General features: G+C 66.9%; 14 protein-coding genes. 6 read left to right on the top strand and 8 right to left on the bottom strand.

The features are described 5' to 3' along the window. The first annotated feature begins 135 nt into the window (after positions 1 to 135). Entirely contained in the window at positions 136 to 546 is a 411-nt protein-coding gene (locus tag ACQR0Z_RS19130) for an NADH:ubiquinone oxidoreductase subunit NDUFA12 (RefSeq protein WP_434862426.1), read from the top strand. Between the two features lie 383 nt (positions 547 to 929). Here ACQR0Z_RS19130 and ACQR0Z_RS19125 read toward each other — a convergent pair whose 3' ends face one another. Next, on the bottom strand, positions 930 to 1,661 hold the full coding sequence (locus tag ACQR0Z_RS19125) for a DJ-1/PfpI family protein (RefSeq protein ID WP_434919655.1): 732 nt from the start codon (positions 1,659 to 1,661) through the stop codon (positions 930 to 932). A 126-nt stretch (positions 1,662 to 1,787) separates the two neighbouring features. On the opposite strand from ACQR0Z_RS19125, the gene ACQR0Z_RS19120 reads away from it, so the two are divergent. The 5 genes from ACQR0Z_RS19120 (at position 1,788) to ACQR0Z_RS19100 (ending at position 5,923) form a co-directional block, all read left to right on the top strand. Next, positions 1,788 to 2,726, top strand: coding sequence for a GlxA family transcriptional regulator (locus ACQR0Z_RS19120; RefSeq protein WP_434862304.1), 939 nt, complete (start codon positions 1,788 to 1,790; stop codon positions 2,724 to 2,726). Positions 2,727 to 2,766: 40 nt separating this feature from the next. After that, positions 2,767 to 3,039: a hypothetical protein gene (locus ACQR0Z_RS19115; RefSeq protein WP_434919654.1), complete on the top strand. Its 273-nt coding sequence runs from the start codon at positions 2,767 to 2,769 to the stop codon at positions 3,037 to 3,039. Positions 3,040 to 3,198: 159 nt separating this feature from the next. Beyond that, positions 3,199 to 3,957 (top strand): SDR family NAD(P)-dependent oxidoreductase, encoded by a 759-nt coding sequence (locus ACQR0Z_RS19110; RefSeq protein ID WP_434919653.1) that lies wholly within the window; start codon positions 3,199 to 3,201, stop codon positions 3,955 to 3,957. Positions 3,958 to 3,972: 15 nt separating this feature from the next. Further along, positions 3,973 to 5,223 carry an NAD(P)/FAD-dependent oxidoreductase gene (locus tag ACQR0Z_RS19105; RefSeq protein WP_434919809.1) on the top strand — a complete coding sequence of 417 codons (1,251 nt, stop codon included), beginning with the start codon at positions 3,973 to 3,975 and terminating at the stop codon, positions 5,221 to 5,223. 31 nt (positions 5,224 to 5,254) lie between these two features. Beyond that, positions 5,255 to 5,923: an amino acid ABC transporter permease gene (locus tag ACQR0Z_RS19100; protein ID WP_434919652.1), complete on the top strand. Its 669-nt coding sequence runs from the start codon at positions 5,255 to 5,257 to the stop codon at positions 5,921 to 5,923. Positions 5,924 to 6,046: 123 nt separating this feature from the next. Here ACQR0Z_RS19100 and ACQR0Z_RS19095 read toward each other — a convergent pair whose 3' ends face one another. From ACQR0Z_RS19095 to ACQR0Z_RS19065, 7 genes are all read right to left on the bottom strand, one after another. Next, on the bottom strand, positions 6,047 to 6,928 hold the full coding sequence (locus ACQR0Z_RS19095) for a transporter substrate-binding domain-containing protein (RefSeq protein ID WP_434862299.1): 882 nt from the start codon (positions 6,926 to 6,928) through the stop codon (positions 6,047 to 6,049). A 116-nt stretch (positions 6,929 to 7,044) separates the two neighbouring features. Then, positions 7,045 to 8,058, bottom strand: a complete 1,014-nt coding sequence (locus ACQR0Z_RS19090; protein ID WP_434919651.1) for a Na+-dependent transporter — start codon at positions 8,056 to 8,058, stop codon at positions 7,045 to 7,047. A gap of 101 nt (positions 8,059 to 8,159) precedes the next feature. Then, entirely contained in the window at positions 8,160 to 9,224 is a 1,065-nt protein-coding gene (locus ACQR0Z_RS19085; RefSeq protein WP_434919650.1) for a ketopantoate reductase family protein, read from the bottom strand. 196 nt (positions 9,225 to 9,420) lie between these two features. After that, positions 9,421 to 10,044 (bottom strand): YitT family protein, encoded by a 624-nt coding sequence (locus tag ACQR0Z_RS19080; RefSeq protein ID WP_434862296.1) that lies wholly within the window; start codon positions 10,042 to 10,044, stop codon positions 9,421 to 9,423. Between the two features lie 17 nt (positions 10,045 to 10,061). Further along, positions 10,062 to 11,228: an amino acid aminotransferase gene (locus ACQR0Z_RS19075; RefSeq protein ID WP_434919649.1), complete on the bottom strand. Its 1,167-nt coding sequence runs from the start codon at positions 11,226 to 11,228 to the stop codon at positions 10,062 to 10,064. Positions 11,229 to 11,390: 162 nt separating this feature from the next. Beyond that, on the bottom strand, positions 11,391 to 11,747 hold the full coding sequence (locus ACQR0Z_RS19070; RefSeq protein ID WP_434862294.1) for a cupin domain-containing protein: 357 nt from the start codon (positions 11,745 to 11,747) through the stop codon (positions 11,391 to 11,393). Positions 11,748 to 11,924: 177 nt separating this feature from the next. Continuing rightward, positions 11,925 to 12,887: an alpha/beta hydrolase gene (locus ACQR0Z_RS19065; protein WP_434919648.1), complete on the bottom strand. Its 963-nt coding sequence runs from the start codon at positions 12,885 to 12,887 to the stop codon at positions 11,925 to 11,927.

Raw genomic sequence — 12,887 nt, 5'->3', positions numbered from 1 at the left:
AGTGATCCAACCGCCGGCGGGGGATGTCGTTCCCCGGGCAAAGCGGTGCAGGACCGCGGCCAATCGCCCGCAACACTGGACAAGTCGCAAGCGGGGTGGCATCAGAGCCCATCCTCACAGAACCGGCCTCGGCGCATGAAACAGTTCTTTCTCAAGCTCTTCACGTGGTGGAACGGCCAGACTTTCGGCACCCAGCTGTGGACCTGGCGTTTCGGCGAGCTCGTGGGGCAGGATGCGCAGGGCAACCGCTATTATCGGACCGCCGGCGGCAAGATCGATCCGGTGCTGCATTTCGAGCGCCGCTGGGTGATCTACAACGGCTTGGCCGAGGCCAGCCGCATTCCGCCGGAATGGCACGCCTGGATGCATCATACGGTCGACGTGCCGCCGACTCAGGACGGCTACAAGCCGCGCGAGTGGGAGAAGCCGCATCAGCCCAACCTGACGGGCACCGCGCTGGCCTATCGTCCGGCCGGCTCGACCTTGGCCAGCGGCCGCCGTCCCAAGGCGACCGGCGATTATCAGCCCTGGACTCCCGGCAGCTGATTCGAAATTGCTGTGGATGATCGGCAACAGGCCGTCCGGCTCGCGGGCGGCCTTTTTGTTGCGCCGCGACCATTCCGACGAAGCGCTCCCGTTGCTGTGAGTGAATAGCCAGCGGCCGACGGTCACGATGGCAACGCGCCGCGTCTCGGTCTCACCCTCCCCTGGAGGGGGAGGGTCGATCGCGCGCGGAGCGGGCGATCGGGGTGGGGTGAAGCCATGGAAATCGGTGCGAGTGGAAAGATCACCCCACCCCGGCTCACACGCGCTTCGCGCCTATGAGCCGACCCTCCCCCTCCAGGGGAGGGTGGCAGCGGGGCTGACCTCGAAGCTGCACGCTGCGGAAGCGTTCGCGAGGCGGGCAGACGCGATTCCCTGGAAACACATCATGTTGAGGGGACGGCTGCCTTCAAGGATGTTGAGGGGACGGCGGTGTTCAAGGCGGCCGCGGCGCGCTCCGCCGCTTCGACACGCCGCGTCCGGAAGGGCGCGATCCGCTCCAGCATGCGTGACAGCACCTCAGGTGGCGCCGTGTCCGGCGAGCCCGCGGTGAAGGGCGGCTCGGGGTTGTATTCGAGCCTGAGCTGAATCGCTTCGGCCGTCGGCCGGTCGACGAGCTGCGCCACGACGGTCAGCGCGAAATCGATGCCCGCGGTGACGCCGCCGCCCGTGATGCGGTTGCGGTCGATGCAGACCCGCTCCTTGCTCACGGTTGCGCCGAACAGCGGCAGGCACTCGCGCGCGCTCCAATGCGTCGCGGCGCGATAACCGTCGAGCAGACCGGCCGCGCCGAGCGCCAGCGAGCCCGTGCATACCGAGGTGATGTATTTGGCTCCCTCGGCCTGGCAGCGGATGAAGCCGATCACCTCGGCATCCCCGAGGATGGCGTCGACACCGAACCCGCCGGGAATGCAGATCACATCGGCTTGCGGGCAATCGGCGAAGGTCGTCGTCGGCATCAAGGTGAGCACGGAGTCCGTCGGAATCGGCTCGATTCGCTTCCAGACGAGATGCAGCGTGGCCCCGGGCACGCTCGAGAACACCTGGACCGGGCCGGTGAGGTCGAGCTGGGTCAGGTTGGGAAACAGGACGAGGGCGATGGACAGCGGTTCGGCCATGACGGCGCTCCCTGACGTTACGGGTTGACGGGAAACACCCTGCATGATCCGCTGCTTGTCTTATATGGCGAAGTTCCCTCGATTTCAGCCAAGCCATTCAGTCAGTCCCTTGGTGGAGCGACCCGCATGATCGGCGTGCTCATCTTTCCCGACTTCCAGCTGCTCGATGCCGCCGGGCCCATCTCGGTGTTCGAGATCGCGGCCCGCTACACGGGCGCCGCGCCTGCGATCAGGGTGGTCGCCGCGACGCCGGGGCCGGTGCGGTCGTCATCGGGCGCCGAGATGCTGGCGCGCAAGTTTGGTCGGGTGTCGGGACTGAAGACCCTGCTGATCGCCGGCGGCGAGGGCGTGGAGGCGGCTAGCCGCAATGCCTGCACGCTCAATTTCGTGCGCAAGGTCGCCCAGCGCGGCACCCGCATCGCCAGCATCTGCTCCGGCGCCTTCGTGCTGGCCGAAGCCGGCCTGCTCGACGGACGGCGGGCAACGACGCATTGGCAGCGCACCCGTCAATTCCTGCGCATGTATCCGAACGTCAAACTGGAGCCGGACAGCATCTATGTCCGTGACGGCCAGGTGTGGAGCTCGGCGGGCATCACCGCGGGCATCGATCTCGCGCTCGCCATGGTGGCGGACGACCACGGCGAGGAGATCGCGCAGAAGACGGCGCGACAGCTCGTGCTGTATCACCGGCGCAGCGGCGGCCAGTCGCAATTCTCCTCGCTGCTCGAGTTGAAGGCGCCGAGCGGGCGTTTCGCCGAGCTCTTGACCTGGGCGCGCGAGCATCTCGACGAACCGCTGACGGTTGATGATCTCGCGGATCGCGCCGGCATGAGCACGCGCCACTTCACCCGTGCTTTCGTCGCCGAGACCGGCACCACGCCGTCGAAGGCGATCGAGCGGCTCAGGCTCGAGGTCGCGCGCGATCACGTCCAGGCCTCGCATCAGCCGATCGAGCTGGTGGCGGAGACGACCGGTTTTCGCGATCCCGAGCGGATGCGCCGCGCCTTCATCCGCGCCTTCGGCCAGCCGCCTCAGGCCTTGCGGCGTGCGGCGCGGGCCGGATAGGCTCAGCCCGAGGTCCGTAAGAGATCGCGGAGGTCGCGCGATGGCCGGCACTTCGATGGGCTTGGGGATCATCGTCCCGTCGCCCTATGTGATCGAATTCTCCAAGCTGCGGCAGCAGCTGGAGGAGGCGCATCTCGCCTGGGCGCTCGAATGGAAGCGGCAGCAGCAGGACTTCGTGATCGAGAACATCCGCTTCGCGCATGACCCGCACTGGAAGCAGCGCGTGTTCAGCGTGCAGGCGGCGCGCGACGGTAACAATTGGGTCTGGCGCGCGACGCGCGTCATTCTCACGTGCAGCGGATTGTCGGTCTGAGCGGAGCGGCGTGGTCTCACCAGATGAAACTCGCAGCCGCAGAAGGTCCGCTGCAGGGCCGGCGTGCTTTGTAGATGTTCAGGCATGTCGGCGCGTGGTTTGCATCCGGCGATGCCGGACCTATAGTCCGCGGCTTGAAGATATCAGCAGATCGGGGTCATGCGCGTTTCCATCATCACCGGTAGCGGAGCCGGCATCGGCGCTGCCGTCGCGCGCCGTCTCGCAGGGCCGGGGCAGGGCCTGATGCTTCACGGCCAGGGCGCTGATGAAGCTGGGCTTGCGAGGTTGCATAAGGTCGCCGAGAGCTGCCGTGAGGCCGGGGCCGAGGTGGCCATGCATCGCGGCGATCTCGCTACTGCGGGCGCTGCATCTGATCTCGTCGGGGCTGCGCGTACCAAGTTCGGCCGTATCGATGCGCTGGTCCATGCGGCGGGCTTCGCCGATCGCCGCGGCTTTCGCGACCTGCCGCGCGAGGGGCTGGAGCGCTCGCTCCAGGTGATGCCGGCGGCCTTCCATGAGCTTGCGAGCGCGGCGCTGCCGGAGCTGTTGCAGAGCGCGCAGGCGCGGGTGGTCGCGATCTCCAGCTTCGTGGCGCATCGCTTCGTGCCCGGCGGCACGTTTCCGGCCTCCGCGGCCGCCAAGGCGGCTCTGGAGGCGCTGGTGAAATGCCTCGCGGTCGAATTGGCCGCGACCGGCGGCTCCGCGAACGTCGTGATGCCCGGCTATACGCGCAAGGACGAGGGCCGGCTCGGCTCGCTCGATCCGGCGGCGTGGCAGAAGGCGGCGGCGGCAAACCCGCAAGCTCGCCTGGCTGAGCCCGACGATATCGCGGCCGCCGTGACCTTCCTGCTGTCGCCCGACGCCGGCCACATCACCGGCGCGGTGCTGCCGGTCGATGGCGGCCTGACCCTGATGTAGATGGATCGATTGATGATGCAGAATGGACTTGAGACCGCCGACATGGTCGTGCTCGGCGCCGGAATCGTCGGCGTCTCCACCGCTTTCGCCAACCGCGAGCGCGGGCTGTCGGTGGTGCTGGTGGACCGTAAGCTGCCGGGCGAGGAGACCTCCTACGGCAATGCCGGCATTCTGTCCTCGGGCTCGATCCTGCCGCTCAACAAGCCCTCGCTGTTCAAGGCGCTGCCGTCCTATCTCGGCAATCAGAACGCGGCGCTGCGCTGGAATCCGTCCTGGACGTTGCGCAACCTCGACTGGGTGCTGCGGTTTCTTGCGAATGCGGTGGAGTCCCGCGTCAAGCCGCGCGCGATTGCGCTGCACGGGCTGATCGGCGCCTCGCTCAAGCTGCATCGCGACTGGATCGTCCGCGCCGGCGAACCGCAGCGCATCCGCGAGACCGGCTGGCTCAAGGCGTGGCGCAGCGATGCGCTGGCTGCCGCCAAGGCCGAGCAGGCGTTCCTGGCCGAATACGGCATCAAGAGCGAGGTGCTCGATCGGCAGGGCATCTCGGCGCTCGAGCCTAACATCGTGCCGGTCTACAAGGTCGGACTGCAGCACAGCCAGACGGCGTCGGTGGACTCGCCCGGCAATGTGACGAAAGCCTATGCGCGGATGTTCGAAGGGGCGGGCGGTGTGTTGCGCCAGTCCGAGATCCGGGCGCTGCTGCCCGACGGCGACGGCTGGCGCGTGCTGCTCGGCGACGGCGAGATCCGCGCGCGCAACGTCGTCGTCGCGCTCGGGCCGTGGTCGCCGGATCTTTTGCGGCCGCTCGGCTACAAGGTGCCGATGGCGTTCGAGCGCGGCTATCACCAGGAGTTCACGCCGAACCCGAACCGCACGCTGTTGCGGCCGATCAACGATGCCGAGGGCAGCTTCCTGATGACGCCGATGGAGAACGGCGTGCGCGTCACCTCCGGCGTCGATCTGACCGATCGCGACGCGCCGTCGAACTTCTCCCAGCTCGAACAGGTGGTGCCGCAGGCGCGCGGCGTGATCGAGTTCGGCGACGCGGTGGCGCAGCCCTGGCGCGGCGCTCGGCCGACCTTGCCGGACTCGCTGCCCATGATCGGGCGGGCGCCGCGGCATTCCGGCCTGTGGCTTGCATTCGGCAACCAGCACATCGGCTTCACCACGGGGCCGGCCACCGGTGCTGCGATCGCCGCGATGATCGCGGGCGAGGCGCCGTCCTTTGACGCCTCCGCCTTCGCGCCAAGCCGGTATCTCTGATGAGCCGCGACCGCGTCATGCCGGAGCTGCGATGAACTACACCTGGGACTTTGCCATCCTCACCAAGTACAGCCATCTGTTCTGGGTGGGGCTGGGCTGGACCATGGCCTATACGCTCGGCACGATCCTGCTCGGCAGCATCATCGGGCTGCTGGTCGGCATCGTCAGGCTGCGCCGGCTCGTCGTGATCGACTGGCTCCTGATCGGCTATATCGAGCTGTTCCGCTGCACGCCGCTGCTGGTGCAGATCATCTGGTTCTACTACGCATTCCCGGTGGTGATCGGCGTCAACATCCCGGCGCATGTCGCGGCCGTCACGGTGCTGTCGCTGTATGCCGGGGCATTCTATGCCGAGATCGTGCGCGGCAGCATCGAGAGCGTGCCGCGCGGGCAATGGGACGCGGCCCGGGCGCTGGGATTGCGTCCCTGGCGGATGATGCGGCTGGTGATCCTGCCGCAGGCGCTGAAGCCGATGCTCGCGCCTTACGTCAACCAGTCGGTGACGCAGCTGAAGAACACCTCGCTGGTGTCGGTGATCGCGGTGCCGGATCTCGTCTACAACGCGACCCTGATCAATGCTGATACCTACCGACCGCTCGAGGTCTACACCATCATCGCGATCATCTATTTCGCGATCCTGTTCCCGGCGACGTTGTTGAGCCGCCGGTTCGAACGGGGGATGAGCTACGACAAGGCGTGAGTTCGTTGCATTGGCCCCGCCGTCATTGCGAGGAGCGAAGCGACGAAGCAATCCAGAGTCGCGCGCGCGGTCCTGGATTGCTTCGCTTCGCTCGCAATGACGGCGGAGAGAGCGCAGCTTCCGTCAGATATTCACTTCCACAGGCACGTCCTCGGCCTTGACGCCGGCGAGGCCGAGGCCCTTGACGAACCATTCGCGCATCTGGCCGATGCCGCGGTTATAGTCGACCCACACCGCGAGGAAGTCGCGCCAGCGCTTGTCCTGTTCGCGGCGGACGCCCATGCTGGAGGGGATCGCGACCGACGGCGATTGCAGGATCTTGTAGGTGCCGAGATTGGGGTTCTTGGCGATCGCCGTCAGCCCCAGGATCAGCGCGTTGACGACGACGTCGACGCGGCCCGAGGCCATCTCCAGCATCACCTCGTCGCGCGACTTCAGCGACTTGATCGTGGCGTTCGGCGCGAACCGCCGTGCCACGGCCTCGTTGGCGGAGCCGACGTCGACGGCGATCTTGACCTCGGGCTTGTTGATGTCGGCCCAGGTCTTCGCTTCCATGCCCTTCTTCAGCATGGCGCCGAACGGATGCGGGAACACCGTGCCGCAGAAGTCGATGACGAGCGCGCGCTGCGGCGTCGGGTTGAGCGCGAAGCCGAGATCGATCTTGCCGGCCTGCAGGTCGAGCACCGAATTGCCGTAGGTCGATTCGACATATTCGAGCTTCACGTCGAGCAGCTTGGCGATATCGTTGGCCATCTCGATCGAGAAGCCCGACCAGGTGCCGGACGCGAGGTCCTTGTTGAAATAGGGCAGCTCGCCCGGCAGCACGGCGATGCGTAGCACCTTGTTGGCGCGGACGCGGTCCAGCGTGTTGTCTCCGGCCGCCTGCGCCGAGGCGGGCGTCGTCGTCATCGCCGACGCGAGCGCCGCGCCGGAGCCGATCGCGAGCGCGTAACGCAGCGCCTCGCGGCGGTCCTCGGAAATCTTCTGATCGTCTGATGTGGTCACATCAACCTCCTGCACCAATGGCGCGGAGCGTAGCGTCGGCGCCGCACGCCAGCAACAAGCATCTCGGTGCTGATAGCTGTCCTACGCACGACACGCAGCCGTGATGCTGCGCTGCCTCATTCGCGTGCAGGGCTGATCGCACCGTGATCAGTCCCGCCGGATGGAAGTGATGAGGATCGCAAGCGGTCGACGACAGGTCGCAACAATTGCGGCGCGAGGTGAATGGGAAACTGGCTCATCGCAAAGTAGAGCCACGTCATGCCGGGAATTGCGCCGTCGGTCGCCGCGAGCATCAGCCCCATGTTGCGAAGCGACACCATCACGCCCAGCGCCATCGCCCGCTCGCGGCCAAAGCGGCGAAACAGCAGCATCGTGATACCCAGAAGCAGGAAGAACACCGCGAAGGCGAGCACGGCCAGTCCCAGCATGCGGAACGGGCTCGCGACCAGGTCGATCAGGAAATGCGCCATGATGGCGGAGGCGAACACGAACAGGATGAGGATATTGAAGCCGTCGATCGGCGCGCGGTAGCGGCGGATACGGTCGCTGCCGAAGGCGAGGCGGATCACGGCGGCGACCGCCAGCGCGGCTGCGAGGATGCCGGCGAGCTTCAGCCCCAGCGCGGCCGGCGACAGCGCCAGTGTCTCTCCGAGAAAGACATAGGCGAACAGCGGCGCCGTGAAGGGCACCAGCGCGGTCGATGTCACCAGCGTGATCAGCACGAGCGTCGCATCCAGCCCCATCAGCGCCGCGAGCGCGGGCGATGCCATCATCGGCGAGGCCGAGGCCTGCAGCATCAGCGCGAGATAGAGATCCGGCGCGGCGGCATCGGCGCCCGTGATGTGCCCGATGCTACCGACCAGGGCAGGGACCGCGATCGTGGTCCAGGCGGTCGCCAGGAGCACCAGCCGCGGCCGGCGCAGATGCGCCGACAGCATCGCGATGTCGACGCGCATGAAGGAGATGCAGAGCAGCAGGAAGATCGCGTGCGTGACGTAGGGGCGCGTCAGCTCGCCGACCGGCGGCACGGCGATCGCGACCAGCAGCACCGCCGCGACGGCGCGGGTGCCCTGGTTGCCGAGCCAGCTCAGGGCCCGCAGCGGAACAGCGAGTGGCCCGGAGAACGGCATCGGAATTCCAGTCGATGTGAATCAATGAACGCGCGAACCATGGGCTGGCCGCGCGTTCATGCAAAGTCACATCTCGTTACGGACGATGTCGGCGCCTGATCTCACTGCGCGCTGGAGCCGCCGACCACGATCTTCTCGTTGAGTTTGAAGTCGACGGTCTGCACGGTCTGGTCGATCTCGGGATTGGGCATGCCGATCTGCTGCGCGATCAGCTTCACCAGCAGGTCGACACGCTCGATGAAAGGCGCGCCGGCGGCGACCGCGCGCGCCGCCGACGACGGCTTGAGCAGGCTCTCGGCCGCCTTGGCGTATTTCTCGAACGGCACCTGGTCGCTGGGATCGGCGCCGAGCTTGCGCGCGATGGCATCGACATGCTCGTAGATCGCCTTGGACTGCGCGAGATTGCCGTGCACGGCGTCGCGGATCGGCTGCGGCTCGCCGCGCGTGATGCAGCGGTAGTTGCCGGTCAAGAGCATCGACCATTTCGCCAGCGGCACGAACAGCGAGTCGAACACCTTCAGCTTGACCGGCACGTCCTGGCCGTCGAGCGTGACGGCATCGATGTCGCGCTCCAGCTCGCGCAGCAGCGCGTTGTGCTTGGCGTCCTCGAAGGCCGCGGCCTTGAAGTTCGTCGGCAGGCCGACATGCAGCACGTTGGCGCCTTCCTCCGGCGGACGAAACGCCTGCGGATCGGGCGAGCACAGCGTGACGAGGCCGGGCGTGAAGCGCTCCCACACCGAGGCATTGGTGTAGGCCTCCTCGAGGTCGACGTTGGCCAGGGCCGGAATGCGCTTCAGATAGGGCAGCGGCGGCATGTTCATGATCGACAGGCACGGCAGCTTCGCCTCGGCGATCTTGACCATCAGCACACGGATCGTGTGATTGGTGTATTGCGGCTCCTGCATCGCCAGGCCGACGAGATCGTAGCGGGAGAGATCGACGGCTTCGGGCGAGACGGCGTCGAGCTTGCCGGGCAGGTCGCGCGAGAAGATAGAGCGATGCGCGGGCTCGTCGCGCAGCTTGATGCGGACCTCCGTGCCCTCGCGATTGATCAGCTCGGCGGTCTTCTTGCGGCACACCAACGTCACGTTGTGGCCGGCCATCAGCAGCTTGGTGCCGAGCAGGGAGCCGTAGGAGGCTCCGAGAATCAGGATATTGCGTGCCATTCCTTGGTTTCCCCAGTGATTGGTTTGCGTTCGCGCTTTTTTATTGGCGATCATGTCGCTCAGACGCCGCCGGACGCCACGGGCCCGGCGAAGCGGTATCCCCGGTTTCGATGTCCGTGGCATACCACGGCTTTCATCCCATGGAATGGGCGATCTGGCAAGTGCAGCGCACCAAAACCGCGGGCCGGCGCAGCCTTCAGCTCAGCGCCATATAGCGCCCTGGCTTGTGGTTGATCGCGATGATGATGTTGACGATCACGATGCCGAGCACCGACAGGGCCAGCCGGTCGACCGGGATGACGAAGAACGCCGCGAGCATGATGAGCCCGTCGACGGCGAGCTGGAAGTAGCCGGCGCGGATCTTCCAGTTCTCCTGCAGATAAAGCGCCAGGATGTTGATGCCGCCGAGGCCGGTGCGGTGGCGGAACAGCATCAGCAGTCCGGTGCCGGTCAGGCCGGCGCCGATCACCGTCGCGTAGAGCGGGTCGATATGGCTGATGTCGACCCACAAGGCCGTCAGCCGCGAGAACAGCGCGACGAGCCCAACCGCGACGAAGGTGCGGATCGTGAACGGCCAGCCCATGCGCCGGACGGCCAGCGCATAGAACGGCAGGTTGATCAGGAAGAAGCTGACGCCGAAGCCGTAGCCGCTGACATAGCTCAGCAGCAGCGACAGGCCGGCGGTGCTGCCGACCAGCAGCAATGTCTTGCTGTAGATGAGCATGCCGAGCGACACGAACAGCGTGCCGAGCGTCAGCGCCATCGCGTCCTCGTAGAGCTTGTGACGCTCCTGCACCGCGGCCTCGGTCACGCCGGTCATCTCGACGCTCGCTGCCCTCAGAGCGACTTGAACAGGCCGGCGACGCGCGCGACGTCGGCGAGCTTCAGGCCGGCGATGTTGATGCGGCCGGAGGTCGGCATGTACACGCCGTGCTTCTCGCGCAAGGTCATGACCTCCGCCGGCGTCACCGGCAGCAGCGAGAACATGCCCTCCTGGACGCCGATCGCCACGGTGTTGGACCAGCGGCCGCCGAGCGCCTCTGCGAAGGCGCCGCGTAGCGCCGCCAGGCGCTGGCGCATCGTCTCGAGCTCGCTGCTCCAGTCGGCGTACAGCTCCGGCGTGCCGAGGATCGTCTTCACGATCGCCGAGCCATGGTCGGGCGGCATCGAATAGCTGGTGCGGGCGAGCGCGACGAGATTGGAGCGCGCGGTCTCGGCCGTGGCCTGCGCCGCGGCGACGGCGTACAGCGCGCCGGTCCGCTCGCGATACAGGCCGAAGGATTTCGAGCAGGACACCGCGAGCAGCGCCTCGGGGACGGCCGCGATCATTGCCCGCAGGCCGGCGGCGTCGCCGTCGAGGCCGGCGCCGAAACCCTGATAGGCCGAGTCGATCAGCGGCACGAGCCCTCGCGATGCGATCACGTCGGTGATGCGGGCCCAGTCCTGCGCGGCCAGCGGGGCCCCGGTGGGGTTGTGGCAGGAGGCGTGGATGAGGACGGCATCGCCCGGCGCGGCGCGCCGCAGCGCCTCCAGCATGCGATCGAGCTGAAGCGTCTGCGAGGTGACATCGAAATAGGGATAGGTCTCGATCGCGAGGCCCGCGGCTTCGAAGATCCCGGCGTGATTGGGCCAGCTCGGCAGGCCCAGCCAGATCTTACCGGTGCCGGCCTGGCGGATCAGGTCGGCGGCGAGCCGGAGCGCGCCGGAGCCGCCGGGGGTCTGCACGCCCGCGGCATGGACGGAAGAGGCCTTGCCGCCGACCATCGACCACAGCAGGTCGAGGAAGGCCTGGTCGCCTTCCGGTGCCACATAGGCCTTGCTGCTCTGGCTCTCCCAGATCAGGCGCTCGGCTGCCTTCACGGCGCGAAAGATCGGCGAATTGCCGGCCTCGTCGCGATAGACGCCGACGCCGAGATCGACCTTGTCGGCCCGCGTGTCGGCCTTGAAGATGCCGATCAAAGCGAGCAGGGGATCATCGGGCTGGCGGGTCAGTCGTTCGAACATCGGGGCAATCCTGTCGGCTGGCAGCCCTGCGGGCGGCCATTGCCGTCCTCGCGGGCGCGCGGACATTATCCGGGTTGCAGCGCAAAAACAGCCGGATTTTCCGCAACGCTCGGCCGCACCCCGCGAATGCGCAATCGGCAAACCATCATCCGCCCAGCGGGGTCAGATTCGCGGCTTCGGCGCGGGCACGCGGTCGGCGTCGCCGGAGTTCGGTTCGCCCTTGGGTTCGATGAGGAGCACCTTGACCTCCTTTGCCGCGCGCGGGCGGTGAACGACGCCTTTGGGGACGACGAACAACTCGCCGGCCTTCACCGTCCGCGACGGCTGCCCCTGGATGTCCATTTCCATTTCGCCTTCGAGCACGAGGAAGAAGTCGTCCGTCGTGTCATGCTTGTGGAAGGGAAATTCGCCGATGAATTTCACGACCATCACGTCATTGTCGTTGTAGTCGGCGACGACGTGCGGGTCCCAATGGCTCGTGAATTGGCTCAGCTTGTCGGCGAGGTTCACGGTCTTCATGGGGAAGTCTCCTGCTGCGAACAAGACGAATGTGAGCGGCGCCATTGGCTTGCCCGGCATGTCGTTGCTGTTCAGGCGCGAGCAAGCCGCTCTCGCCCGAGCAGAATTCATCACATCCAAGAACGCACCCCGCGAAATCGCCGGGCGTGTGCCATCTCGAGCGCAGCGTGGGGATGCTCAGATGCCGCTTGGACGATCCAGCTGCTTCAGCCATGCGCCGATGTCTCGCGCGGCTACATTGGCCTGGTCGAGCAGCTTGCCCATGGTGAAGAAGCCGTGGAATTGGCCGGGATGGGTGCGATGCGTGACCGGCACGCCGGCCTCGCGCAGGCGGCGCGCGTAGTCGTCACCTTCGTCGCGCAGCGGGTCGGCGCCGGCGGTGAGCACGTAGGCGGGCGGCAGGCCGGCGAGCGTCTCGGCCTTGGCGGGAGAAGCGCGCCAGTCATGAATATCGGCGGCGCTGTTGAGATAGTGATCGCGAAACCAGCGGATGACCGAATGCGTCAGCAACACGCTGGTCTCGGGCTCGCTGTGCGAAGGATGGCTCATCGCAAAGTCGGTGGCCGGATAGATCAGCACCTGGCCGGATAATTTCGGTCCCTCGCCGTCGCGCGCCGAGAGCGCGACCACGGCGGCGAGATTACCGCCGGCGGAGTCGCCGCCGACACTGAGGCGGGAGGCATCGATGCCGAGGGAGGCGGCATGTGTGGCGACCCAGCGCGTGGCCGCGACGGCGTCGTCGACCGCCGCGGGGAACTTGTGCTCGGGCGCGAGGCGGTAGTCGACCGACACGACGATCAGTTCGCCCTCATGCGCGAGCGCGCGGCAGACGACGTCATGCGAATCCAGATTGCCGATCACCCAGCCGCCGCCGTGGAGGAACACCAGTCCCGGCGCGAGGCCGTCGGCGTGCCGCACGGATTTCGGCCGATAGAGCCGAGCGGGGATCGCGCCATGCGGCGCGGGGATGGAGAGCTCCTTGACGTCAGCAAGTTCGGGCGGCTCCGGATTGCTCACGACTCGTCCGGCGAGATAGTAGTCCCGCGCCTCCTGTGGCGTCAGCGTTTCGTAGGCAGGGCGGCCGGCCTCCTGGAACGCCTTGTAGACGGCGGCGGCATCGGCATCGAGTTGTACGGGCAT

The sequence above is a fragment of the Bradyrhizobium sp. HKCCYLS3077 genome (assembly GCF_051167555.1).
GTDB lineage: Bacteria > Pseudomonadota > Alphaproteobacteria > Rhizobiales > Xanthobacteraceae > Bradyrhizobium.
The sequence above is the reverse complement of the archived record's forward strand: the minus strand, read 5'-3'. Positions and strand labels throughout refer to the sequence as shown.

Coding starts and splice junctions, on each gene's coding strand:
- ACQR0Z_RS19130 (WP_434862426.1), top strand. CDS start 136: ATGAAACAGTTCTTTCTCAAGCTCTTCACGTGGTGGAACGGCCAGACT.
- ACQR0Z_RS19125 (WP_434919655.1), bottom strand. CDS start 1,661: ATGGCCGAACCGCTGTCCATCGCCCTCGTCCTGTTTCCCAACCTGACC.
- ACQR0Z_RS19120 (WP_434862304.1), top strand. CDS start 1,788: ATGATCGGCGTGCTCATCTTTCCCGACTTCCAGCTGCTCGATGCCGCC.
- ACQR0Z_RS19115 (WP_434919654.1), top strand. CDS start 2,767: ATGGCCGGCACTTCGATGGGCTTGGGGATCATCGTCCCGTCGCCCTAT.
- ACQR0Z_RS19110 (WP_434919653.1), top strand. CDS start 3,199: ATGCGCGTTTCCATCATCACCGGTAGCGGAGCCGGCATCGGCGCTGCC.
- ACQR0Z_RS19105 (WP_434919809.1), top strand. CDS start 3,973: ATGCAGAATGGACTTGAGACCGCCGACATGGTCGTGCTCGGCGCCGGA.
- ACQR0Z_RS19100 (WP_434919652.1), top strand. CDS start 5,255: ATGAACTACACCTGGGACTTTGCCATCCTCACCAAGTACAGCCATCTG.
- ACQR0Z_RS19090 (WP_434919651.1), bottom strand. CDS start 8,058: ATGCCGTTCTCCGGGCCACTCGCTGTTCCGCTGCGGGCCCTGAGCTGG.
- ACQR0Z_RS19085 (WP_434919650.1), bottom strand. CDS start 9,224: ATGGCACGCAATATCCTGATTCTCGGAGCCTCCTACGGCTCCCTGCTC.
- ACQR0Z_RS19080 (WP_434862296.1), bottom strand. CDS start 10,044: ATGACCGGCGTGACCGAGGCCGCGGTGCAGGAGCGTCACAAGCTCTAC.
- ACQR0Z_RS19075 (WP_434919649.1), bottom strand. CDS start 11,228: ATGTTCGAACGACTGACCCGCCAGCCCGATGATCCCCTGCTCGCTTTG.
- ACQR0Z_RS19070 (WP_434862294.1), bottom strand. CDS start 11,747: ATGAAGACCGTGAACCTCGCCGACAAGCTGAGCCAATTCACGAGCCAT.
- ACQR0Z_RS19065 (WP_434919648.1), bottom strand. CDS start 12,887: ATGCCCGTACAACTCGATGCCGATGCCGCCGCCGTCTACAAGGCGTTC.